General features: G+C 30.0%; 22 protein-coding genes. 5 read left to right on the forward strand and 17 right to left on the reverse strand.

Translation table 11 applies throughout. The features are described from left to right. Positions 1-35 precede the first annotated feature (35 nt). The 7 genes from CDLVIII_RS24020 to hflX all read right to left on the reverse strand — a co-directional run bounded on the left by CDLVIII_RS24020 (position 36) and on the right by hflX (position 8,438). The gene (locus CDLVIII_RS24020) at positions 36-776 is read right to left on the reverse strand and encodes a YebC/PmpR family DNA-binding transcriptional regulator (RefSeq protein WP_009172082.1); all 741 of its coding nucleotides are present in this window, start codon (positions 774-776) and stop codon (positions 36-38) included. A gap of 273 nt (positions 777-1,049) precedes the next feature. After that, positions 1,050-1,922 carry a phage replisome organizer N-terminal domain-containing protein gene (locus tag CDLVIII_RS24025; protein WP_009172083.1) on the reverse strand — a complete coding sequence of 291 codons (873 nt, stop codon included), beginning with the start codon at positions 1,920-1,922 and terminating at the stop codon, positions 1,050-1,052. A 413-nt stretch (positions 1,923-2,335) separates the two neighbouring features. Beyond that, complete coding sequence (locus CDLVIII_RS24030) at positions 2,336-2,983, reverse strand: YigZ family protein (RefSeq protein WP_009172084.1); 648 nt, start codon at positions 2,981-2,983, stop codon at positions 2,336-2,338. Positions 2,984-3,342: 359 nt separating this feature from the next. Next, positions 3,343-4,767, reverse strand: coding sequence for a PLP-dependent aminotransferase family protein (locus CDLVIII_RS24035; RefSeq protein WP_009172085.1), 1,425 nt, complete (start codon positions 4,765-4,767; stop codon positions 3,343-3,345). 28 nt (positions 4,768-4,795) lie between these two features. Then, positions 4,796-5,701: a nucleotidyltransferase domain-containing protein gene (locus CDLVIII_RS24040; protein ID WP_009172086.1), complete on the reverse strand. Its 906-nt coding sequence runs from the start codon at positions 5,699-5,701 to the stop codon at positions 4,796-4,798. Between the two features lie 186 nt (positions 5,702-5,887). Continuing rightward, positions 5,888-6,592, reverse strand: a complete 705-nt coding sequence (locus CDLVIII_RS24045; RefSeq protein WP_009172087.1) for a hypothetical protein — start codon at positions 6,590-6,592, stop codon at positions 5,888-5,890. 55 nt (positions 6,593-6,647) lie between these two features. After that, positions 6,648-8,438, reverse strand: coding sequence for a GTPase HflX (gene hflX, locus CDLVIII_RS24050; RefSeq protein WP_009172088.1), 1,791 nt, complete (start codon positions 8,436-8,438; stop codon positions 6,648-6,650). A gap of 426 nt (positions 8,439-8,864) precedes the next feature. On the opposite strand from hflX, the gene hpt reads away from it, so the two are divergent. Continuing rightward, positions 8,865-9,389, forward strand: coding sequence for a hypoxanthine phosphoribosyltransferase (gene hpt / locus CDLVIII_RS24055; protein ID WP_009172089.1), 525 nt, complete (start codon positions 8,865-8,867; stop codon positions 9,387-9,389). Between the two features lie 222 nt (positions 9,390-9,611). On the opposite strand, the gene yunB is transcribed toward hpt, so the two are convergent. Further along, positions 9,612-10,268: a sporulation protein YunB gene (gene yunB / locus CDLVIII_RS24060; protein ID WP_035301912.1), complete on the reverse strand. Its 657-nt coding sequence runs from the start codon at positions 10,266-10,268 to the stop codon at positions 9,612-9,614. Between the two features lie 107 nt (positions 10,269-10,375). Here yunB and CDLVIII_RS24065 point away from each other — a divergent pair, with 107 nt between their 5' ends. Then, positions 10,376-12,874 carry a PBP1A family penicillin-binding protein gene (locus CDLVIII_RS24065; protein WP_009172091.1) on the forward strand — a complete coding sequence of 833 codons (2,499 nt, stop codon included), beginning with the start codon at positions 10,376-10,378 and terminating at the stop codon, positions 12,872-12,874. Positions 12,875-12,996: 122 nt separating this feature from the next. Here CDLVIII_RS24065 and CDLVIII_RS24070 read toward each other — a convergent pair whose 3' ends face one another. Both CDLVIII_RS24070 and ndk read right to left on the reverse strand, forming a co-directional pair. Further along, positions 12,997-13,854, reverse strand: a complete 858-nt coding sequence (locus CDLVIII_RS24070) for a YcdB/YcdC domain-containing protein (protein ID WP_009172092.1) — start codon at positions 13,852-13,854, stop codon at positions 12,997-12,999. A 360-nt stretch (positions 13,855-14,214) separates the two neighbouring features. Beyond that, complete coding sequence (gene ndk / locus CDLVIII_RS24075) at positions 14,215-14,649, reverse strand: nucleoside-diphosphate kinase (RefSeq protein ID WP_009172093.1); 435 nt, start codon at positions 14,647-14,649, stop codon at positions 14,215-14,217. Between the two features lie 192 nt (positions 14,650-14,841). Here ndk and CDLVIII_RS24080 point away from each other — a divergent pair, with 192 nt between their 5' ends. Beyond that, positions 14,842-15,114 carry an acylphosphatase gene (locus tag CDLVIII_RS24080; RefSeq protein ID WP_009172094.1) on the forward strand — a complete coding sequence of 91 codons (273 nt, stop codon included), beginning with the start codon at positions 14,842-14,844 and terminating at the stop codon, positions 15,112-15,114. A gap of 168 nt (positions 15,115-15,282) precedes the next feature. Here the strand turns inward: CDLVIII_RS24080 and CDLVIII_RS24085 are convergent, their stop codons facing one another. Continuing rightward, positions 15,283-16,017, reverse strand: a complete 735-nt coding sequence (locus CDLVIII_RS24085; RefSeq protein ID WP_035301914.1) for a phosphatase — start codon at positions 16,015-16,017, stop codon at positions 15,283-15,285. 231 nt (positions 16,018-16,248) lie between these two features. Here CDLVIII_RS24085 and CDLVIII_RS24090 point away from each other — a divergent pair, with 231 nt between their 5' ends. Beyond that, positions 16,249-17,034 carry a Cof-type HAD-IIB family hydrolase gene (locus CDLVIII_RS24090; protein ID WP_009172096.1) on the forward strand — a complete coding sequence of 262 codons (786 nt, stop codon included), beginning with the start codon at positions 16,249-16,251 and terminating at the stop codon, positions 17,032-17,034. A gap of 19 nt (positions 17,035-17,053) precedes the next feature. On the opposite strand, the gene CDLVIII_RS31620 is transcribed toward CDLVIII_RS24090, so the two are convergent. Continuing rightward, positions 17,054-17,197 carry a hypothetical protein gene (locus CDLVIII_RS31620; RefSeq protein WP_186005525.1) on the reverse strand — a complete coding sequence of 48 codons (144 nt, stop codon included), beginning with the start codon at positions 17,195-17,197 and terminating at the stop codon, positions 17,054-17,056. A 67-nt stretch (positions 17,198-17,264) separates the two neighbouring features. Next, the gene (locus CDLVIII_RS24095) at positions 17,265-18,311 is read right to left on the reverse strand and encodes a DNA polymerase IV (RefSeq protein WP_009172097.1); all 1,047 of its coding nucleotides are present in this window, start codon (positions 18,309-18,311) and stop codon (positions 17,265-17,267) included. 243 nt (positions 18,312-18,554) lie between these two features. On the opposite strand from CDLVIII_RS24095, the gene CDLVIII_RS24100 reads away from it, so the two are divergent. Further along, positions 18,555-18,986 carry a hypothetical protein gene (locus CDLVIII_RS24100; RefSeq protein ID WP_009172098.1) on the forward strand — a complete coding sequence of 144 codons (432 nt, stop codon included), beginning with the start codon at positions 18,555-18,557 and terminating at the stop codon, positions 18,984-18,986. 138 nt (positions 18,987-19,124) lie between these two features. Here the strand turns inward: CDLVIII_RS24100 and CDLVIII_RS24105 are convergent, their stop codons facing one another. The 4 genes from CDLVIII_RS24105 to CDLVIII_RS24120 all read right to left on the reverse strand — a co-directional run bounded on the left by CDLVIII_RS24105 (position 19,125) and on the right by CDLVIII_RS24120 (position 25,718). Beyond that, positions 19,125-21,737 carry a cation-translocating P-type ATPase gene (locus CDLVIII_RS24105; RefSeq protein WP_009172099.1) on the reverse strand — a complete coding sequence of 871 codons (2,613 nt, stop codon included), beginning with the start codon at positions 21,735-21,737 and terminating at the stop codon, positions 19,125-19,127. Positions 21,738-22,101: 364 nt separating this feature from the next. After that, entirely contained in the window at positions 22,102-23,748 is a 1,647-nt protein-coding gene (locus tag CDLVIII_RS24110; protein WP_009172100.1) for a putative manganese-dependent inorganic diphosphatase, read from the reverse strand. A 403-nt stretch (positions 23,749-24,151) separates the two neighbouring features. Next, entirely contained in the window at positions 24,152-24,919 is a 768-nt protein-coding gene (locus CDLVIII_RS24115; protein ID WP_009172101.1) for a flagellar hook-basal body complex protein, read from the reverse strand. Between the two features lie 28 nt (positions 24,920-24,947). Beyond that, a complete protein-coding gene (locus CDLVIII_RS24120) occupies positions 24,948-25,718 on the reverse strand; it encodes a flagellar hook-basal body complex protein (RefSeq protein WP_009172102.1) in 771 nt (256 codons plus the stop codon). Position 25,719: the final 1 nt, after the last annotated feature.

The following is a 25,719-nucleotide window of genomic DNA, read 5'->3' on the forward strand; positions in this document are numbered from 1 at the left end:
CTCCCAAAACCAAGTTGTATCAATAGTTTCAGCTATTATTCATCCCATCCTTCAGGGAATTCAGCATTATGATAAACATCTTGAACATCGTCATCATCATCAAGTAAGTCTAACATCTTTTGGAATTTCTTAGCATCTGCTTCATCTATTGCTGTGTATGTATCAGGAATCATCTTAACTGAAGCCTCTAAGAATTCAACACCTTGTGCTTCTAATGCTTCTCTCACCTGTCCGAAATCTTCTGGTGCAGTTGTTACTACAAACACTTCATCTTCATCAGCTGAAAAATCTTCTGCTCCTGCATCTAAAGCCATCATCATCATTTCTTCTTCATCTTTATCAACTTTTTCAATGACGATTTCTCCCTTTTCTTGGAACATGAAAGATACACATCCTGTTGTTCCCATATTTCCGCCGCCTTTTGTAAATGCACTTCTTACATTTCCAGCAGATCTATTTTTATTATCAGTAAGAGTTTCTACTATTACAGCTACTCCGTTAGGACCATAACCTTCATAAACTATATTTTCATAATTAACTGATGATAATTCACCAGATGCTTTTTTTATTGCTTTTGAAATAGTATCATTAGGCATGTTTGCTGCCTTCGCTTTTGCAACTACATCTCTTAATTTTGCATTTGTATCTTGATTAGCTCCACCATTCTTAACAGCCATCACAATTTCTTTACCTATCTTAGTAAAAATCTTACCTCTTTTTGCATCTGTCTTGCCTTTTTTTGCTTGAATGTTATGCCATTTTGAGTGTCCTGACATGTGTTTTCCTCCTTACTCTATTTTAAGAAATAATTCGTAATATAAACCTACAAGTTACAATTAACACTTAACATTATACTATTTAGCAATCACAATTAAAATTCTTATAGGATTTCTTAAATTCATTATTGTAGAATCGCTATTACAATATATAGTATGGTTTTTAAGCATGCACTTATATAAATTTACAATATAATTAATTATTTTTCAATACAAAAATCCAACAGCTATTATACCACAATTTTCATAAGTTAACAATTACATCGCGATAAATCAAAAACTAAAACTACTTATAATCTGTTCCCCTTTACCACACGTTATTTCACCACTTTGTAATTCTATCACTTCTTCATTATCATCTTCGACACTATTAATCTCATTTGTGGCTATATTGTTTTTCCGCTTACCCTTATTTATATTTTTTTCTCCAGTTCTTGAAACATTGAACTCCTGTTTTCCTGCAAGAATGCCTTTCATACAGGTCTTAGAATCATTAACAGTTTTATCAATACAATTAATTTTATTCCCATTATTCATATTCAAAACCTTATCGGTTATAACTTCCTTAGAAACATCATGGTTTATGAAACTATTACCACTAGAATTTCCAATATTATTTATCATATTTAGATTATTCTTAGCCTTCGTGCTTTCTTCTGCATTGCTATTATTTAATGGAATAACCTTATCATTTAAATCTACTGCTGCTTCAGAGTTATCTTTTAATTGCTTTTCATTCTGTGCTGTATTGTTTGAAGGTTTATCCTCAGAAATTTTAGAGTTTAAGTCAATTTTATCTTCTCTTTTAACTTTTTCCTCTATCTTAATATTTTGATGTTTTGCAAAGTTTTTAACTCTGTATATGTTGTCTTCAGTAAGCTCAACCATTTCTAACTTTATAAAAGTTTTTATGGCAAGCTCCACCTGTGAAACTTCCCTATTAAATTCTATGGACAAAGTTTCTAGTGTATAGGGAATATTCCTAGATAAAAATAATTCGCCCCCTAAATTAACCTTTCCAGCCAAAGCAATGAGCCTTATCCAAATATAATGAATAAGGTCTCTCTGCTCCATTCTATCTATTATCTTAAATTTAGTATCTTCATGCATATCAACTCTTAATTTAACAAATTTTCTTTCCCTCATTTTTAACACACCCCTACATAAATATAATTTCTATATAGGATATATGCTTTAATCTTAAAAATCACATATATTTTTGAAAATTTTTTCGCACTTTTCTTTAGAGGATTTCTTAAAATATAAAATTATTGCAATATATATAAATATTATTTTACATGCTTGCTAAATTTTAAGCGGATATCTTCACTAGAAATCATAAATATTTTTGTGCAGAAAACATTTGAAAATGAACTGTTAAAGGTTCTTAGTTAAAGGTTGTTCTATTTTAGCTTGTCACATTGAAAATGGGAGCATGCTAAAATAGATGCAACCTTTAACTTAGAACCTTCAGTGATATTTTCATAGTTTTTCGAAACAACAATATTTATGATTTCGGTAAGATACCACTTAAACTCTAGCTTCAAAATTTTGTTTATTTATATGCTTAAATATAGTCTGTTTCCCTCTTTAAAATAGATACCTTCTTCACTTTTTCGAACTATTATTTTTCCATTTGTTATTTCCACAACTTCATTTTCAATATTTTCTGCAATTGCTTTTTCTGCTAATATATGAACAATTACCTTATCACTGTATTCAGTATCTTCTATATGCCATGAATTCTGTCCGCAAAGATACTGTACCTTTCCAAATAAGTCATACTCCATTTCAAAGCTTAATTTTAGTCCTCCAACCTTTTCAACAATTCCTGCTGCTTTTATTGCTATGCTTGCCCCTTTTGTATACGCCCTAGTTAGTCCTCCTGTACCTAGAAGTATCCCGCCAAAGTATCTTGTTACAACAACAGCGCAATCTGTCACTCTGCTTTTTTTCATTACTTCTAGAATCGGTATTCCTGCTGTTCCTTGAGGCTCCCCGTCATCAGAGTATCTTTGAATATTCATATTTTCCCCTATAATATAAGCTGAACAATTATGTCTCGCTTGCTTATGCTTATTCTTTATCTCATTTATAAAAGCCTTAGCTTCATCTTCACTTTCTACTCTTTTTGCATATCCAATAAATTCTGATTTTTTTTCTTCAAATCTATCTTCTCCAAAATCTCTTATTGTAATGTAAGACATCTCTATCCAGCTCCTTTGCAATTTTAGTTAGGCACATGAAAATAAATAACAGGTCTAAGGTTGTCTTGAATATTTTGCATCAGGCAAGGAGGTAAATTTACCTCATAGTGGGCCTATTAGGTCAATTTGCCGATGAGCAGAGAACCCAAATCTATGATTTGGTGTGAATCGGTTAAGCAGACATCTCAAATCTATGATTTGATGATGGTCGCTTACTCTGTGAGTACTCAGCAATCGTAGCAAGTCGAGCTTCCTCTAATGGAAAATAGGCTGACAAATAGACTTGTTATTTATTTGATTGTGCCTTACTATATTAAATTATACTTGAGTTTATCAATTTAATTCCATAACTTTGATAATCAATCATTCTTTACAGAAATTATTTCTTCTCTAAGCATTCTCATGCCGCTTTCTATTTTTTCTTTATCCGTTTGATAGAAAGATATTCTAAAAGAATCTTGTCCATCGCTTTGTGATGTAAAAAAGATTGCTCCAGGAGTAATATATACTTTTCTTTTTCTCAATCGCATGAAAAGTTCTGTTGTGCTTATCATAAAATTTTCTTTTAGTGTTACATAAAAATTTAATCCACCTCTTGGATCTTCATATGTTAATATATCTTTAAAATCTTTTTCCAATATAGATTTCACAAGTTTATATCGTTCTATATATTCATCATTTAAATTTTTAATATTTGTTTTCCACTTTTCACTTGAAATGTATAATTCTAATGCCCTTTGCATTAAACTTGAGGTTGTTATATCTGTATTATGTTTTGAACTTTGAAGCGTTTCTCTAAATATTGTTGGTGCCACTAAATACCCTAGCCTTATTCCAGGAAGAAATATTTTTGAAAAACTTTTTATATAAATAACTCTATCATTCTTATCGAGCCATTTAAAAGGTACATATTCTAAAGATTTTTCATATATAAGCTCAGATAAATAATCATCTTCTATTATGTAAAAATCATAAATTTCTGCAAGATCTAAAATTCTCTTTTTCTTTTCCAAACTGTAACTTATACCTGTAGGATTTTGAAAATAACTCATTGTAAAGAAACATTTTATTTCGTTCTTTTGAAGTATTTTTTCAAATTTATTTAAGTTTATTCCATCTTCTTCAACTGGTACCTCAAATAAATTAACTTTTCTCCACTTAAATACTGATAACGCTCCAACATAAGTTGGCTTTTCAACTATTATATTATCATTTATATTCAATATTCCTTTTGATGCAATATCAATTCCTTGTTGTGCACCTGATACAATTATTATGTCTTCAATATTTAATTTGTTATTCCAAAAAGCTCTATTTATGGTATATATAAGATCCGTATATCCATTTCTATTATCTGATAAAAGCGCGTTCGCTCCATCTCTTTCTAGAACTTCATTTATAATATATTTCAAATCATCTATTGGAAACAGTACTTCCTTTGTGGTTTCACCTGTAAAATCAATTATCTCATTTAAATCCCCTAAAGATAATTTTTTTAACGTATTTGAATATTCTCTTCTTAAATTCGAAGCAACTTCTTTTCTTTTAGCAAAGCTTCCGCTTCCTACTTTTTGATAGGCATATCCCTCAGCCTTTAATTTATTATAAGCACTTACTATTGTGACATTATTTACGCCTAACGTTTTTGATAATTCTCTTATGGTTGGGAGTTTATCTCCATCTTTAATTTTTCTTTTATCAATTAAATTCTTTATATAATTAGCTATTTGAATATACTTAGGTACCTCTTCATCTTTGAACTTAAAATCTTTATAAATATTCATAAACTTCCCCTTATACTAACAATGTGCCTTAATTATAAATCTTATATGAATATACATTTTCACTTACTAGCTTTTCATTGCATGGTAATTCCAACTTCTTAGTCTCTTTTGCTACCAATTTTCGCTTGTATAATTCCTTCAATATATCTTCAATTTTTATGTTAAATTCTTTGAATAAATCACTATTTTTTATTTCATATGAACTTAAAAACATATTTTTCTCAAATAAATAATCTAATAAAGATTTAGACGCCTCATTTATGTTTTCATCTAAAAAATTTTCTATATAATCTACAGTTTCCTGTATACTTTCTTTTGTACATTTATTATTAAATAAATTTTCAATTATTATATTAAATTTATTATTTAAATTTGTAGCCATTTTCACAGAATCTTTACTTACACTATATCCATTTAGGTTTAAATACAATTTTGCAAAACTGTCTAATGTTCTAATTAATACCTCATAGGATGTAAATGTATTATCATTTTGTAGATACTTTTTAGTCACCCTTATATCTTTTATAGCATTACCCAAATACACAAGATTCCAAGTTTCTCTATATTTATCTAAACTATATTTTGCCTTATTAAAAATGCTTTCAATTTCATCGTCTCTAGAAAAAATTATCTTTGAAGATAGGAGTAAGTTTCTTATAAGTCCTTTATTACCATTGCTTTCATATGACTCCAAAAATTTATCTTTATTTAATACTTTCATATGTACTGGTACACCTAGTATTTCTGAATATATATCTCTCACTTCTTCAAACACATCTTTATACACAACAAATAGATCTATATCAGATTCTTCCCAAAGATCTCCACTAATTATGCTTCCAAATGCAAATATAGCTAATACTTTTTTGTTGCCTTTTAATGTATTAATTAATTTCTCAGAAGCTTTCTGATAATCTAATATGGATTTTGCCATCTTATCTCCACCTTTTTTCGCCTAAGGTAATAATTATCTATCATTTTAAATTACCGCAAGGGCATCTTAGTAAAACTTATTATCATTATAACTGAAACAAGAACTTATTTAAAGAATTCCTGCTTTAATAACATTTTATTAATCTATAAATCTTTCTCATAAATTAAATAAAGATTCTCAAAATAATTAATCTCGAGAATCTTCATCAAAACTAAATGGAGGGCAGTTTCTATCCATATTATTTAACTGTGCAACATACAATTTTATCCTTCTAGTTAGGACACCCAGCATATCACCTATTTCATCATTCATTTTATAGCATAATTTGAAGGCATCTTTAACTTCTTTTCTATCTCCTGATGCATTAATATTAAGATTTTGTGCAACAATTGACATATTAGAGGATGCAAAAGCAATAAGATTTACAGCATCGATTAGTGGCCTTACTTCTCTAGTAAAATAAATATTACTTAATACTTCAATTTTAAGCGATGCAATGTTATCCCTAATTAAAGTCATAGCTACTATAGCTTCACTTAAATTTTTGATATTATTCAAAAGCTCCTGCTGTCTTGCTTTCATTTCTTCATAAGCTTTATCGCTCTCTGAATAATTACCTTTAGACGCATCTTCATTATTACCAGAAGCCTCTGATGTATTATTTTCAGCAGTACTTGCTTTAGCTTTACTTCCAGTTGATTTTGCACTACTTTCTTTTTGCTCTGTATTACTACCTAAAAAAATTTCAGCAATTTCATCAAAACTTGTTTTTTGCTTACTTTCTTGTTCATGAAAAGAGCTAGTTTCATTACTATTTGCTCTATTCTTGTTTAAATTGTTTTTTTTTGAATTGCTTTTCTTAGTACCACGTTTGGATTTTCTTCTGCCCATGACTATGCATTCCTTAATTAATACTTATATATAATATATTAATTAAAATGTCTTATTATTCTTTCACAACATGCTCTACGGTCTTGTTATAAACCTCATCATCCACTTCAACGACCATGTAGGTTCCATTATCCTTATATTCTTCTTCTAATACTCTTCCATTTCTATGTAAATATGATGAAACATCACTCTTTTCATATGGTATTAGGTATTCTACTTTTCTATAGTTATAAGGTAGTTTCTCCTCTATTAGATTTAGAAGTTCTTCTAAATTGATTTTTTCTTTAGCTGAAATCTCTATTACTTCATGATTTTCTATTATTTCTTTTAGAGCTGTTATTTGTTCTTCTGTTGCCATATCTATTTTATTTAATACTAATATTGTTTCCTTATTTATAGCACCAAGCTCACTTAGCACTTCATTTACAACCCTATATTGATCTATCGCACTATCTGAAGATGCATCTATTACATGACATAAAAGATCTGAAAAAATCACTTCTTCTAATGTAGACTTAAAAGCTTCTACTAAGTCATGAGGTAACTTTCTTACAAATCCAACTGTATCTGTAAGAGTTATTACGCCTTTTTTACTTAAGGTTATTGCTCTTGTTGTAGTATCTAGGGTTGCAAAAAGCATATTTGCTTCAAATACTTTTTCTTTCGTTTTATTTTCTTTTTTCGCAGCTAAATCGCAAAGAGCATTTCTTAAGGTAGATTTTCCTGCATTAGTGTAACCAACTAAAGATACTTTAGGGATATTCTCCTTATTTCTTTTTTCTCTTTGGACATCTCTGGTTTTCTTTATTTTTTTAAGCTCATCCTTTAAATCATATATTGTCTCCATTATATGACGTCTATCAGTTTCAAGTTTCTTTTCTCCAGGACCTCTAGTTCCTATTCCTCCACCAGTTCTAGATAGTATAGTACCTAATCCCTGCAGTCTTCCTAGTCTATATTTTAACTGAGCTAATTCAACTTGTATTTTTGCTTCTTTAGTTTTAGCTCTTGTTGCAAATATTTCTAAAATCAATGTAGTTCTATCAATTACTTTAGCACCTATTGCTGCCTCTAAATTCCTAACTTGAGAGCCTGAAAGTTCATCATCGAATATTATTACATTAGCTCTTTCTACCTGCCTCATAGATGCAATTTCTAACACTTTACCTCTACCTATAAAATATGCTGCATCAACTTTATTTCTGCTTTGAAACACTGTTTTTAATACTGGTATGTTACAAGCTTCTGTAAGTTCACTCAATTCTTCTAAACTTTCCTTAGTATCAGAGCCTACCAAAATTGCTTTTTCTTCTGTTTCCTCTATAACATCATTTGTTTTAATTAAATTTTCTATAAATCTTATCCTATCCAATATATTTATAGATAAAATCTCTTCTAGTGAAAGATTGCTTTTTTCTTCAGTTTCCAATTTATTATTATATAAAGCAAGCATCCCTAAAGAAAAATCCACTATATTTCCATCTATTACAGCAACTGATATAATTGCATCTAATTTTAACTTTAAAAGAGCTGTTAAATCCAAAGCTGAAAGATTGCAGTATCCATTTGGATGAGTATGAATCACCCTGACTCCTGCCAACCTTTTTTCTTCAATATCTATTAGAGGAATTTCAACTGATGTAGAATCTCCAATAGCTACTGAAGTAACATTACCTTTTCTATTTATTCCTATACTTACTTCTCTTTCAATTAGGCTAGATATTTTTGAAATTATATTTAAGATTTCTATATTACATACTTCATCTTTTAAATTTCTAATGGAATAAATACTCTCTAATTCATCCAATATTGATTTTCTAATACCTTCAATATTTCCATATATCATAATAAACACCTCACATAAGCCATGGGACATCTTTTAATTAGTGACAAGCTATGAATGATAAGTTGTAAATTAAGAACAAAATCCCTTTAGGATTTCTAAAAACATTATCTATCTTAAGAAAATCCAACAGCTTTTCTACCTTAACTCATAGCTCATAACTCTCAACTTCTTCTATGTCCCTATCTTGACAATTTTCATATAATTTTATACTATTAATTCATTAATTATAACTTATACAATTGATAATTGACAATGTATAATATAATAATTAGGAACATATTTTTGTGAAACTTTTTAGATTAACTTTACATATGCAAAGAATTTTTGTAAATATTAGACTTGATTCTATGCTCCAAATTTTTCATGTGCCTAATAAGTTAATCGAATTATAATAATTTAATAAATATAAAAGGAGTTTTTAAACAAATGGAAGATAAGAAACGAAACATTCTTTTTTCTGAAGAACAAATCAATTCTAGAATAAAGGAATTGGGTAAAATTATTACTGAAGATTATAAAGGTAAAAACCTTTATGTTCTATCTTTACTTCGTGGGAGTTTTGTATATGCTGCTGATTTAGTTAGAGCCATAGATTTAAATACTAAAATAGGCTTTATGACTACCTCTAGTTATGGTCATAGTGAAACTTCTTCTGGATCTGTTAAAGTAGTTCAAGATATTTCTGATGATATTAAAGGATGGGATGTTCTTATAGTCGACGATATTGTTGATACTGGAATTACAATGGATTTTGTTTACAATCACGTAAAGAGCTTAAATCCAGCTTCTGTAAAAACTTGTGTTCTTCTTGATAAACCATCAAGAAGAAAGATAGATATCAAGCCTGATTATTGCTGTTTTGAAATAGAAGATGTATTTGTAGTAGGATATGGATTAAACTACGGTGATTTCTATAGAAATGTACCTTATGTATTTAATTGGGAAAGTTAATCAAGCCATACGTTATGAATTATAACTTAAGAGTTAAATGATGAAATTCAAAAAGAAAGTTTGAGAATCCAAATAAAAGATGCTCGTAGAGAAAGTTCTGCTGATCAAATGCAAGACTTTGAGCATCACTTTTGGATTCTCACTTTTCCTTTTTAGGGGGATTTTAAAAACATTTTTTGTTTTTTTAAAGCTTAAAGACCTTTTCCCCCGGACTCATAGCTTTTAATTTTTAACTGTATTATCTGGCAAGCCTAGGGTTGTATTTGGGATCTTTCCGACGATTATTGTATCTGATACTGGAATTTGTGTTGTTACATCAACATCCTGATTCCTAAGTGGTAACTTTAATCTTATTTTAGCCATAACATTTAAATATATCTTATGTCTAGTTTGATTTATTCCAGCACTTTCAAATTTTGATTCATAACTCGTACTTATATTTCCAATAGGTTCTATTTCTACGGTTATTTTCGGTCCTAGACTAAAAAATGCACTCTTACCGCTCATCCAGCCTAATGGAACTTTTACAGGAGAATTTTCCATATTACTTAGTGCGGTATTGCATTCAGTGGCTAGTTTTGCTGCGATATAATTTAATTTCACAGTATCAGCTTGAACTAAAATTATATTTCCTTCACTATTTTTTTGTATTTTCACCATTTCATCATATTTAAAATCCTGTGACAGAATCTCAACACTTTTTTCATTTATTATATTCAAGGTTTGAGACTTCGCCATCATTGTGGCTATTTCAATTACTGAAGGCATAACTCTTTCGTCAAAAAATACTATTGTTACATTAAAAACGACAATTATGAAAATAATTACCACTATAAATGATATATACTTATGACCCTTACGTTTGGTATAATATTGCATCATTAACACCTTTATATTGAGTTCTATATTTAATAATACTATAATTATGCTATAATGGTATGAAATATTATTAAATAATTAACCTTATATTTTTTTAGGAGGATAAAATGGCAATTAACGATAAAGCAAAAAGGACGAATAGTACTCCAAAAAGCAAAAGATCTGAAAAGCCCACTAATCATAAAAAATCAAAAAAGCCAAAGAAAACTAAAACATTATTTAAGGGCATATTATTTGGTTTACTATTTTGTTTCCTAGCAATTATGATAGTAGGTGCAGGTTATGCATTTGCTGTTATAAAGACTACTCCACCACTAAATGTTGAAGCTGTATTATCATTAAATCAACCTTCAAGCATATATGATAGTAATGGAGACTTTATGGACAATATTCAAACAGATGAAGAACGTTATGTTATAGATTCAAGTAAAATTCCTGCTAATTTAAAAAATGCCTTTGTGTCTATTGAGGATGAGAGATTCTATAAACACAATGGAATAGATATTCAAAGAATTGCAAGTTCCGCCTATCTAGATGTAAAAAGAATGATAACTGGACAAAAAGGGTTACACGGCGCTTCTACAATAACGCAGCAATTATTAAAAAATACAATTTTAACCAATGACGTTACCCTTGAAAGAAAAATAAGAGAAGCTTATTTAGCAATCAATCTAGAAGATAATTTGACTAAAGATCAAATATTAACAGCTTATTTAAATACGATTCCTTTAGGTGGTCATGAGTATGGAGTTGAGGCTGCAGCTTTATACTACTTTGGTAAAAGTGCTTCTGATTTATCATTAATTGAATGTGCCTATATCGCAGGTGTTACACAAGCTCCAACTTATTACATGGCTTATACAGAAAGTAATATGAAAGATCCTACACCATATATTAATAGAACTCTAACTGTTTTAGAACAGATGAATAAACTTGGATATATAGATAATTCGGAGTATTCTAAAGCTGTTAATGATGTAAAAAATGGAGGCTTAGTATTTAAGTCGAGCAAAAAAGATTATCGCTTAAATTATGAATGGTTTGTATATCCTGCTGTGGATCAAGTTAAAGAGGACTTAAAGGAAAAATATAATTATTCAGACGACGAAGTATCAAAATTAATAGTTAATGGCGGTCTTAAGATATATACAACAATGGATAGAAATCTTCAAGATTTTACTCAGTCAACTTTAAATGATTATAAAAATTTAGGAATTAGCAATAAGGAAACCTACGATAAGGATGGTGTCCCTTTACTTCAAGCATCGGCAACTATAATGGACTATAGAACTGGTCATGTTCTTGCAATGGTTGGTGGCAGAGGTAAACAGCAGCCTCAATCACTTAATAGAGCATATGATGATTTACGTCCAATTGGTTCTTCAACAAAACCATTAACTGTTTATGGCCCTGGTATTGATAAAAAAATTATAACTGCAGCTACAACTGTAAATGATGCTCCAATCCCTGAAGCAATCGGGAAAAAGTATGGTACAAGTGGTGAACCTTATAATCCATTAAATTCTCCTAATGAATATGATGGGCTAATGACTTCAAGAGACGCTCTTACTCATTCAAAAAATACAGCTGCAGTACTCACTGAAGATAAAGTCGGGTTAAAAACAGGTATTGAATATGGGGAAAAATTAGGCTTAAAATACAATTCTGCATCAAAAACATCAATTGCAGCTCTTGCCTTAGGCCAGTTTAATAACAATCCTAACGATAGGGATGGAGGCAATACTTCTATTTTAGCAGCTGCTTATGGTTCCTTTGGTAATAACGGAACATATACAAAACCTATATTATATACTAAAGTTGTTGATTCTTCTGGTAAAACAATACTTGATAATACTAAACCTAAAGAAACTAAAGTCTTTTCACCTCAGGCAGCATATATTTTATATGACATGTTAAAAGGACCAGTAAATGAATATAATGCTACTGGTGCAAGATTTAGCGATATGCCTGTTGCTGGTAAAACTGGTACTACTTCTAATTCAACAGATTTATGGTTTGCTGGACTTTCCCCTTATTTATCTGCTTCCGTTTGGATTGGATATGATAAACCTACTAAACTTCTTGGCAGCTCAAGCGGCTGCGCTGTTGTATGGGGAAAATTAATGGCTAAAGCCCATGAGAATTTACCTATAAAAGATATAGATAAACCTGATGGTATAAAAAGTGTTGATGTTTGTAAGGATTCTGGAGACCTCCCTACCCTATTCTGCAGCCAAGATATTAGAGGTAATAGGGTTTATAGTGAATTATTCATTGATGGAACTGAGCCGACAACTACTTGTCAAATACATGCTACTCCTAATTCGAGTATATTAAATAGCCAGCTTCCACCACCTGATGCTAAAGATATTACAACAGATGATGATAAGAAAGTTCAATCTGAAACTAATAATAATGCACTTGTGCCTCCTAATGCTAAGGACACCTCTCCATTGCAAGGCAAAAATGGCAATAGCAATGGTAATGATATTAATAATAGTAATGGTAATGATAGTATTGCAAATAGCAACAACAATACTCATAATTCTGCTGGACCTGGCAGTACCAATGCTAATGGTGCACCTCCAATTCCAACAAGAAATTAGGCACAATTTTAATAAAGATAGAAGATAACCTATAAAAAAGATGATAATCATTCATTTGATTATCATCTTTTTATCTTTAAAGCACATGAAAATAAATAACATATCCAAATCTCCCATTGTGCCTAATTTGCTATTACTTTTTTCTCTGCTCCGTCTTTTAATATATTTAATACATTTCCATTTTCAGAACTCACAAATACTTTCCAACTCACATTGTCATCTTTATCATTTTTACCATCTACAGTTATTATATAGCAAACTTCATATACCGGACTTGCGCCCTTGTCCATCTTATTATCTGCATAAACTAAATTGGTTTCCGCCCTAGCAGCACCTTCTTTATTATAATTATCGAAGGCATCTATAGCTATCTTCTTCGCTTCTGTATCAGAAATGTTTATTACAGGTTCTTTACATTCCCTCTGCATTGTGGAGTTAGAATATCCATCTAAAAAACCAGTTTCCTTGTCAATATTCACTTTTATTTCATCAAAATAAAATGGATATCCATTTTTCTCTTTTGTATATATAAACGAATAATATGGTAAACTTTTCGAATCGTCATCATTCTTGATTGACTTTAATACTATATTATCATCATAAATGTTCTTTAAGTATTCTTCTGCTAAATTCTTTGCATCTTGTATGTTAATTTTAGTTTCATTAATTGGTATTTCTTTTTTTGCAAAGCCTATTACATTATTATTTTTATCTAAATCAATCCCAAAATTTTTAGTAACTATACTCCTATAAATTAATTCATCTTGGTTATTTACTATTCTATTTCTTTTATATTTTATAGAATTTAAATTTTGTTCAGTACTTACTGCATTTATCAAGTACAACTTGGCCATAAATTCTTTAGAAGCCTTAATATCCTTTGCACCTGGTCCAATAAAATTGTAAAGTATTATGCCTACAGCTATAAGAAGGCAAATTAGAGTTATTCCACTTATAATACTAGCTTTTTTTAATTTCATCAACTCCCACCTCTAACAAGTTATTCCCTTATTAATATTATAACATAGTTTATATATCAATACCTGTATTTGAGTTTTGCGGGCAGATCAAAAAAACTACTAATGATAGTAATTTTTAAGCATTAACTTTCTTTAGGCACAATCAAAAAAATAACAAGCCCATCTGCCAGCCTATTTTACATAATCCTTCGTCAGCAAAATTCATAATAGGCCCGCTATGAAGGGATTTTGCCTCCTTGCCTAATGAAAAATATCCATGTCAGCTTTGGCCCTGTTATTTATTTTCATGTGCCTTAATTATGTTCAGAAATTATAAATTACTATAAGTTAACTTATAGTAATTTATAATTTTAAATATGTTTAATAATTTAATAGTTCATCTATATTTTTTACTTCTGAAAACCAAAGCTTCATTTCTTCATTAGCGCTTTCAATATTATCAGAGGCATGAACGCAATTTTCTGTTTTGCTTCTAGCATATCTATGTCTTATAGTTCCTTCTTCCGCATCACTTGGACTTGTTGCTCCATTGATCTTACGGATCTTAGCTACTGCATCTTCTCCTTTTAGTATCATCGCACATAAAGGACCTCTAGTAATGAATGTTATAAGCTCTTCATAAAAATCTTTTCCTTTGTGTTGAGAATAATGCCTTTCAGCAATTTCTTTTGTAGCTTTCATTAATTTTAATTCCACTATTTTTAATCCATTATCTTCATAACAGCTTAAAATATTGCCTATTATATTCCTTTCTACCCCGTCTGGCTTAATTAATACTACACTTCTCTCAATCATCTCAATGCCTCCATATCTTGTGATTTATTTCATGATTATAACTCACTATGAATAGTATACTAAATTTTCTGAAAATTTCAAATACTTTTATTATTTTATTATGTTTTCCTTATATTATGCTATAATTAAAAATAATAATTGCTGTAATCGCATTTACTAAATAAAACTCTATTTATATTTGGAGGAATACATATGCTTAGATATTTAATAATTGCTAAAGGACGAGTACAAGGCGTTGGTTTTCGCTATTTTGCAGAGCTTACAGCTTATAAGCTAAATTTAACTGGCTGGTGTAAGAACCTTATGGATGGAGCTGTAGAAATTGAAATACAAGGTTTAGAAAAAAATGTTCTTTCATTTATTTCCGCCATAAAAGCTGGTAACAATTTTTCTAGAATTGAAGATCTTGACCTAAGCAGAATTGATTTAATAGAAAATGAGAAGAAGTTTACAATTAAATATTAAAAAATGAATCGATAATTTTCATTCCTTGATAATTATCGATTCATTTTTCAACATATTTCAATATCTAGATATCCACATGTAAACTTGCAAAGGATATTTTTTAATAAGTTAATGTAGAAAAATCTTTAATCCATTATGAGTTAAAAGTTATGAATAAGTTTAAACTATCTATTTTATATCTAGATCTTTTAACTTTCCTTTTTTCTTTAATCTAAGTAACAATTCATTTGGATCCTTATTTATTATGAGTTCTTCTGGGAATTCTATAGATTCTAACATATTTACTGCTTCTGAAAATTCTCCTATCTTTGTGCAAAAGTGTGCATCACTATTTATTATTAGCTCAGCATTATGTTTTTTGCATAATGATGCTATCTTGGTACAATTGCTTAAGCTTCCTATTCTAGATGTTGTAAATGAACTATTATTAATTTCAATTAAAACATGATTTTCAATGGCACATTTTATTATCTTTTCAAAATCAACTGGAACTTCTGGATTTCCTAAATGTCCTATTATATCTACCTTTCCACTCTTTATAACATTTATAAAGGCTCTTGTATTTTCTTCAATACTCCCGACCTTATAGACCTCGTCATGTATGCTTCCAATTACAATGTCTAGCTTACCTAGTGTAAGATCATCCATATCTAAATTCCCATCATAATCGATTATATTAGCTTCTGTACCATATAGCATAATAACGCCATACATTTCTCTAGGTAAAACTTTGTAATTATTAAAATACCAAATATGTGGAGAATGTGGCATTGTAATTCCATGTTCTGTAGTTCCAAGTACCTTAATTCCTTTTTCTGATGCTGCTTTAGCATTTTCCATTAAAGTGGAGTAAGCATGCCCACTAGCTATTGTGTGAGTATGTACATCTAATGCATATTTCATCAAATCACCTCGTTTTATTTTTTTATATATAGTTTTATATAATACAATTACCACTATAAATTATTCCTATCCATTTCTTATAGTACCATATTTTATTTTTAATTTAAACCAAGAGCTTTTATCAGTTAACAGTTTACAGTTTGTGATAAATCAAGTTTTTGATTTGATTATGTATATATGGTATTATTAAAAATGATATATTTTAAAATTAAAGTATTGAAAGGAGTTCTTATGATTAGATTAATTGCAACAGATATGGATGGAACATTATTAGATGAAAATGGTCATTTACCAGAAGGCTTTACCGAAATACTAAATCGCTTAAACGCTAAAAATATAAAATTAGTTATTGCCAGTGGAAGACCTTATTACACATTACAAACAAACTTTGGACCTGTTGGAAGACATTTATCTTTCATATGTGAAAATGGAGCTTTAGTTGTGGATAATAATAAAATAATATATGAAAGTGCTATCGATAAAAATCTTGTTACAGAAGTACTTAATTCTGCAAAAGCTATCGAAGGAAATGCTGTTGTCTTATGTGCAGCAAATTGTGCTTACATAGAGGATTGTTCTGAAGAACATTTAGCCGAAATAAAAAAATATTATACAAACATAGAACGTGTAGATAACTTAGCAAATGTTACTGATGATATAATTAAAGTTACTATTTGCAATTTAAATAATTCTTTTGAAAATTTGAATAACATCTTTAAACCTAAATTTGACGATAAATTAAATGTAGTAGGTTCTGGAGATATCTGGATTGATATCTCAAATAACGGTGTAAATAAAGGGCTTGCGTTAAAAAATTTAATGGAAGCTGACGATATATCCAGAGAGGAAACTATGGCTTTCGGAGATTACTATAATGATATAGAAATGCTTGAACAAGCAGAATATAGCTTTGTAATGGAGAATTCTCCTGAAGATATGAAAAAACATGGAAAATATATAGCTGCAAGCAATATAGAACATGGTGTTTTAAGAGCTATAGTTGAATACGCACTTTAGCCTAGACTCTTATGTGGTGCTAACTTGCCGAAATAACATACATTTTTATTCCACAGGACTTAGGCACTATCAAATAAATAACAAGTCCGCTTGCAAGGTTATTTATTTCCATGTGCCTTATGAAATTTTCGCTGTAAGTTTCTAAATTGGAGCATGCATCCATTTCTGCATGCTCCTAAAACAAGTTCATGACAAGCAGTAAATGCAGATTTATATACATCAACTTGACACTAGAAAAGGCTTATCTGCTCCATTTCTTGCTCTTTAAATGAGGATATGCTGACTCCTATTAATCTTACTTCTTCATTTAGTTCTTCACTTTCTAATAATTCTTCTGCAACTTTAAAAATTTCTTTTTGATTTCCAATATAATTATTTAGAGTTTTACTTCTTGTATGATTTTCAAAATTCTTAGTCTTAAACTTCAAAGTTACAGTCTTTCCAAGAATATTTTTTCTATTTAAAATTTCCTCTATCTCAAAAGAAAATTCCTTTATGTATTCAATGAGCTCTTCTTTATTTTTCGTGTCAAATTTTAGTGTCGTTTCTTTTCCAACAGATTTTCTTTCACGCACAATTTCAACTTTTCTATTATCAATTCCTCTAATTCTATCATATATATCCATTCCATTTTTTCCGAAATATTCGATGTAAAATTCTTTAGGCATATTATATAAATCCTTTATATAATAAATGCCCATGTTATTTAATTTAGCTGCTGATACTTTTCCTAGACCATGAATTTGAGATATTGGAAGAGGAAAAAGTATATCTGGAATCATTTCTTTACTTATTTCCTTAATTCCATTTGGTTTATTCCAATCTGAAGCGAGCTTTGCCAAAAACTTATTATAGGATATTCCAACAGATATAGTTAATCCAATTTCCTTAAAAACTCTATTTTTTATATATCTTGCAGCTTCCATTCCATCCTTGATCTTTCCTTCTGATAAATCTAAGAAGCCTTCATCAATAGATACTGGTTCCACTAATGGTGTTACTTCATTTAATATCTTAAATATTTCTTGAGAAACCTTAGAATATCTGCCATATCTCCCTGATACAAAAATTCCATTTGGACATTTTTCTCTAGCCATAAACATTGGCATAGCTGAATGTACTCCAAACTTCCTCGCTTCATAAGAGCACGTAGATACAACCCCTCTTTCACTTACACCACCAACGATAACTGGTTTACCTTTAAGTTCTGGATTGTCTCTTTGCTCAACAGAAGCAAAAAAAGCATCCATATCTACATGTAATATTTGATTTTTCATTTACGTAGCCACCTCATATTAGGCACAATCAAGTAAATAGCAAGTCTATTTGCCGGACTGTTATTTATTTTCATATGCCTTATTTCTTACAATTTCATATTATCTATTATAATCTAAATTTACTTTTACATATAGAATATATTTAAAAAACTATCTAATTCTAATCAACATATGGTATAATAATAAAGTATTTTAAAAATAATAGCGTTATTGGCGATATTTTTATGTAAAGGAGTAATTATTATGGGTCTTAAAGAAAAAATAAGCGGTAAATTTGGTAACTATTTTCAAAATGCTTACATGGAAAAATACGGTGATAGACTCACAAGCATATCTGGAACTGTTTTATCTGCAAAACTTATTGAGAAGAGTTACATTATCTTCAATAGATTAATGGTTGAAATGGTTATCAAGCCTGAAGTTGGTAAGAAAGTTGTTAAGTGCTGGTACAAAAAGAATAGATGGTTTAAAAAACCTGAATTTATCCCTGTAAAACAAGGAAATAAAGTTATAGTTATGGGAGTTACGGGTGATAGAGAAAGTAAAAAAGAAAATTCACAGGAAGTTCAAATTATGAACCTGCTAAATCTCACAACTAAAAAAGATTTAATACCAATAGATCATAGTCAAATAAGAAAATCACGTCAACAAGCAACAAACATGATGAGAAGATAATACTAAATGTACAATTAACAATATACAATGTACAATTAAGGATGAAATCCTAAAAGGATTTCTAGAATATATGTTTTCAAATTCTGTAGGAATTTGTTCCTTAATTGTAAATTGATAATTGCAAATTGTACATTTATTTTATTTTGTCTTGATTAATAAATAAACACTATTGATCAATGCAATAATTCCAGAAAAGAATATTACAATAAGCCACTGCTTTACCGACAATGCTACAGTGTGAAATATCTCTTGCAAGAATGGCACATATAATACAGAGCACATTAATATCATTGATATTGAAACAGCAGCTACTAAATATGGATTTGTAAGTAATTTTATTTGGAATATTGAATGCCTTTCTGATCTACACTCAAATACATGTATAAGCTGTGACATTATTAGTGTACACAATGCTATTGTTCTACAGGTTTCTAAATTCATCCTATAATATCTTCCTACCATAAATGACAATAGTGTACATAATCCTATTAATGACCCTCTAATAGTTATTTTTTCAACTAATCCTCTAGCAAATATACTTTCTTTTTTCTCTCTTGGAGGCTGCCTCATTATATCCTGCTCTGGTGGATCAACTCCAAGTGCTATAGCTGGAAGTCCATCTGTCGCTAAGTTTACAAGTAGAATTTGTATTGGGCTTAATGGATTTGGCAAATAGAATACTGTTGCCAAAAACATTGTGAGCACCTCTCCAAGATTACATGATAATAAATATCTAATGAACTTTCTTATGTTATCATATATTATTCTTCCTTCTTCTACAGCTGAAACTATGGTAGAAAAATTATCATCCATTAAAATCATGGAAGATGCTTCTTTTGTTACATCCGTACCTGATATCCCCATTGCAACTCCTATATCAGACTCTTTAATAGCTGGTGCATCATTTACACCATCTCCAGTCATAGCAACAATATTTCCTTTTTTCTTAAAGGCCCTTACAATTCTTAACTTATGATTAGGTGAGACTCTTGCAAAAACTCTAACCTTCTTTATCTTTTCTTCTAATTCTAAGTCACTTATTTCCTCTATTTCTTCACCTGTCATAACCTGCTCTGCACTACTGCATATATTTAATGATTTAGCTATTGCAAGGGCAGTATTTTGATGATCTCCTGTTATCATAACTGGTTTTATTCCTGCAAGCTTACATTTTAAAACTGCATCCCTTGCTTCCTCCCTTGGAGGATCTATGCTCCCTGCTATACCTATAAAAATCAAGTTTTGCTCTAGATTATCTCCCTTACTTAAATTTTCTTCTTTATATGCTGCTGCTATGCATCTTAAAGCTCTTGATGACATTGCCATGACAAATTCTATTACTTGCTTTTTCTTTTGATATGTGAACGGTTTAATCTTATTATTTTCTAATATGAAATTACACCTTTCTATTACCCTTTCTGGAGCACCTTTTACGTAACAAGTTTCTTTGTCTCCTTCCTTCGTTACAACTGACATCATCTTTCTTGTTGAATCAAAGGGTATATCAAATACTCTATCAGCATTATTTACGAAACTCTCTAAGTTATTTACATCGTTAAAAAACATACTTATTAATGCTGTTTCTGTTGGATCTCCATGAAGTGCTTCATTCATATTTTTTTTAGTAAAGTCGTAATTACAATCATTACAATATACAAGAGCCTTCATAAACTTTGAATAATCACTTAATTTTTCTCTTTCAAGTTCATGAATTCTTCCATTTAAATAAACTTCTTTTACTGTCATTTTATTTTGAGTTAGAGTTCCAGTCTTATCAGAACATATTATTGATGTACAGCCCAATGTTTCTACTGCAGGAAGTTTCCTAACAAGTGCATTCTTCTTAAGCATTCTTGATACCCCAAGTGCTAATGAAACTGTGACAATAGCTGCTAAGCCTTCTGGAATTGCTGCTACTGCAAGACTAACTCCAAGCAAGAACATTTCTGTTATATCATTCCCTCTTATTATTCCCATTATAGTGACAATTGCACATATTATGACACATATGATTACTAATATTTTACCTAATGAATCTAATCTCTTATTTAATGGAGACTTTTCTTCTTCAATATTTTGAATTAAATCTGCTATCTTTCCCATTTCTGTGTTCATTCCTATACAGTCAACCTTAAATAAGCCTTTTCCTTTTACAACAGTAGTCCCCATAAATCCTTCATTATTTTTCTTTAGTTTTTTCTTATCTTTGTCTTTATTACTTTCTATTTTTGTTTTCTTAGTGATGGTATCATATTTACTGGACTCTTTATTTACACCAACCGATTCTCCAGTTAGTAACGATTCATCAACTACTATTCCAGAACTTTCAATAAAGAATCCATCTGCTGGTATTCTATCTCCAGCTTCCAAAATTACAATATCTCCTATTGTCAAATAAATTGAATTAATTATCTTTATGCTTGAATCTCTTAATACCTTGCAGGTTGGAGCAGCTAATTCCTTCAATGCCTCTAGGGACTTTTCTGTTCTAAACTCTTGAACAAATCCTAGTACTGCATTAATAACTACTATTATAAGTATAGTTATTGCGTCTGCTTTATCTCCTATAATCCCTGAAATTATTGTAGACGCTATTAATACCCACACAATAAAATCATTAAATTGAGATAAGAATATTTTAACTGCTGAAGTCTTATTATGGTGCTTCAATTCATTAAGTCCAAATTCTTTAATTCTCTTTTCCGCTTCCTTCGTACTGAGACCAGATGTCAACTCTTTTTCCTGTATCACAACTTTTCCTCCTATATATAGAACTTCATATAATTATATATATTTTCCTTTATAAAAGTTATGACGTTTTTTTAGTTATAAATTAAAGAGACAAATTAAAGATAAAAAAGGTACCACAAAATACTCAGACATATATTTTGTGATACCTTATTTAACAATATATTAAATTGCATATAATTCATACTATATATGTTGAAATAACAAAATTACATTTAAAACATCTGTAAGCTAAATAAATACTAGAATATAAAATGTAGAAAGCTAATTGCAATATATATAATTAATATTTTGATTTTTTTCGAAAAGTCTTAGAATTTTCAATCCAAACTCTTAACTTATAACTCGTAATTTTTGACTGAATTACCTATTTCATTGAATTAATTACATTAGTAAGTGGTGGTATTACTTGTTTCTTTCTTGATAACACACCTGGTAAAAATGCCATTGAATCTTTTAATTCAACATTAAATGTTTTTTCAACATAATCTTGTCTTTCACCTGCAACTAGTACCTGTGAACCTTCAGTTAAAATATCTGTTAAAAGAAGCATTACCACATCATACCCTTTTTTATCCGCTTCACTCTTCATAAAGCTTAGCATCTCATCTTTTAACGGCATAAATCCTTCAATATCCATTGTGTTAACTTGAGCAACTCCTACTTTAGACTCACCCATTGTAAAAGGTTTAAAGTCTTGATTAAAGATTTGTGATACACTCTTTCCCTTTAATGAAGTTCCTGCTTTAAACATTTCCTTTGCAAAATCCTCTAGACTTGATATTCCAGCGATTTCAGCAAGTTTTCTACATATAACTTTATCTTGTTCTGTACAAGTTGGGCTCTTAAATAATAGAGTATCTGATATTATAGCTCCACATAATAAGCCTGCAACTTCTTTAGATGGAGTTATATTATGTTCAAAATAGCTCTTACCAACTATAGTTGATGAACTTCCAAGTGGTTCATTTCTAAAGAAAATAGGATTGCTTGTTTGAATATCAGCAACTCTATGATGATCTATAATTTCAAGAACTTCTGCTTCTTCTAATCCATCTACAGATTGACCTCTTTCATTATGATCTACTTGAATAACCTTTTTCTTGTGGTTTGAAATTAAATGATATCTTGAAACAGTTCCAATAACTTTCCCCTCTTCATCAACTACTGGATAGCTATTATATCTAGTTTCAGCCATAGTATCCTTAATATCATCAGCTAACTCATCCTTTGAAAAGGATATTAAATCTTTAGTAGCCATAACATAACTTACTGGTATACTTTGAATTAATAATCTTGAAGCTGTAAATGAGTCATGTGGTGTGCTAATTACAGTGACTCCATTCTCCTTAGCTTTTGAGAGTAAGTTTTCAGCAAGTTTATGAGAACCTGTTATTATAATTAGTGATGTTTTTATATCAATTAAAGCTTCATGTACATCAGGTCTATCTCCTACAATTGCAATATCACCTTCATCAACGATTTCCTTTAAGCTTTCCGGCTGCATTGCTGATACTACGATTTTTCCATTAAATACTTTGCAAGCTTCATTTATGTATATGCTAGTAGCAGAAAGTGTATCTAAAATATTTTCAATAGATGTTTTACTTTTTGCTAAAATGTCATTATCTCCTATGTCCATATAGGCTGATGTTAAATTTGAAATTGAAAGAATTCCTATTAATCCACCTTTATCATCTACTACAGGCAAAGATTTAATATGGTTATCTCTCATAATGTTCCATGCCATTCTTAAAGAGTAATTTCCATTTATCGGCTTAATTGTATCAAAGTTTAAATCTTCCACCTTAAGCTTAACTGTTTCTAATAATCTTGGGGCCTTAACGCCAAAATAATCTAAAATAAATTGCGTTTCTGGATTTACATTTCCTAGTCTTACTGGTACAGCTGGAAGATCACTAGTCTTATTTTTAAATTCTGCATAGCCATATGCAGCACAAATAGAATCTGAATCAGGATTTTTGTGTCCAGTTACATAAACTACATTTTCCAAAACAATTCCTCCTATAAATCTACATTTTATTATCATAATTCACACATACTTATTGTACTTATAAAACCTATTTATGTAAAGCCCCATTGAACACAGTTTACAATTTACAGTTCACAATTATAAGTTAACGAAAAAAGCCTTATCCAGTTATGAATTAAAAGTTATGAGTTATAAGTTTAGGAAGAAGATCTTTTAGGCCTTTCAAAAATATATATTTCAGAAATCCCATTCGGAAAAAAATGAGAGACCAAAAGTGATGCTCCAAATCTTGCATTTGGTAAGCAGAACATTCTCTGCGAGCATCTTGTATTTGGTCTCTTAGACTTTCCTTTGAGTTTCATCCTTAACTCATAACTAGTCACTCATCACTGAATAAAGGCTTGTTACTTACAAATAAATAAAATTATCTCATGTTATTAATCATACTCCACATATCATCTGCAGTTGTTATTGCCTTCGAACTTAGTTGAAAAGCTCTCTGAGTTAATATAACATCTGAAAACGCTTCAGTTGGGTCAACATTCGATCCTTCTAAAAAACCTTGTTCAATATTATAATTAGTACTCATTGTTACTTGCGCATCTGAAGCTGGAATAAAACAACTATTTCCTATTGGTATAAAACTTTTATCGCCAACTGCTGTGAAAACAGGTATAGTCCCTATATCAGTTGGTTGTCCATCAACATTCATTGATATAGTTCCATCTTTTGCTATCGATAAACTCTTACTATCCAATTGAGGATTTCCCTCTGAAAAGCCATTTGTATATTCAATATATACTTTTTTACCATTCGCATCAACTAAAGTTCCATTAGAATCTATTTTGAAATTACCATCTCTTGTATATGCTATAGTTCCATCAGATTGAGTAATTGCAAAATATCCTTCTCCATCAATAGCCAAATCAGTCTTTTCACCTGTTTGTTTCAAATTTCCTTGCTCATTATTCGCATAGTTTACACCAAGTTTAACTCCTGTACCACTTATAGCTTTTTCATTCACAAGAGGAGTTCCTCTTCTATTTAAGGATTCTGCTAAAAGATCTTTAAAACCCACATCTGTACTTTTATATCCTGTTGTTTGCTGATTTACCAAATCATTTGAAAGATAATCAAGCTTTTCTTGATATGCTGACATACCACTCTTTCCGATAGCAAAAATATTAAACATAATTTTTTCCTCCCCTTAGTTTCCCTTATTATACACGTCCTATTTCATTTGCAGCCTTTTGAACAGTTTCATCCTGCATTTTAACAAATTTCTGATTTGTTTCAAATTGCCTCTTTATTTCCATAAGTTTTACCAACTCTGCTGAAGGATCAACATTAGATGTTTCAAGAAAATTTTGTCTAACATTAACTTTAGCATCATAAATCGGATTATCAGTTGTTATGTAATTATCACCAAGTGGTTCTAACTTCTTATAATCTTGGAAATCCGCTGTTAATAACCTGTCTGTTGTTCCAATCCCATCAATGTTAATATTATTCTGTCCATCTATAGTGAATTTTGAATCACCTATGTATATTGGCTCTCTCTCTCCGGTTGCACTGTTTATGCCCAGCACTTCACTTCCATCATTTGTAATCAAATAACCTTCATTATTTATTTTAAAATTTCCATCTCTTGTATAGACTTCTCTATTTCCGTTTCGAGCTACAAAAAAGCCCCTTCCATCTATTGCAAAATCTGTCATACTATCAGTAGCTTTAAATGATCCTTGGGTAAATACTGTATCTACATCATTTACCTTTACTCCTAAACTTAAATCGCCAATATTATTTCTAACATACTTATCTCCCACAAGCTTCTGTCTATTCGATATCATAACATCATTAAAACTGCTTTTGGTAAGCGCTCTTTTTTTATAACCTGTATTATCAACATTAGCTATATTATTAGTCGTTACTTCTTGATCATTTTGAAGCGCTATTAGACTTGAAACAGAAGTATACAGTCCTCTTATCACT

It is taken from the genome of Clostridium sp. DL-VIII (genome assembly GCF_000230835.1).
In the GTDB taxonomy this organism is placed as follows: domain Bacteria; phylum Bacillota; class Clostridia; order Clostridiales; family Clostridiaceae; genus Clostridium.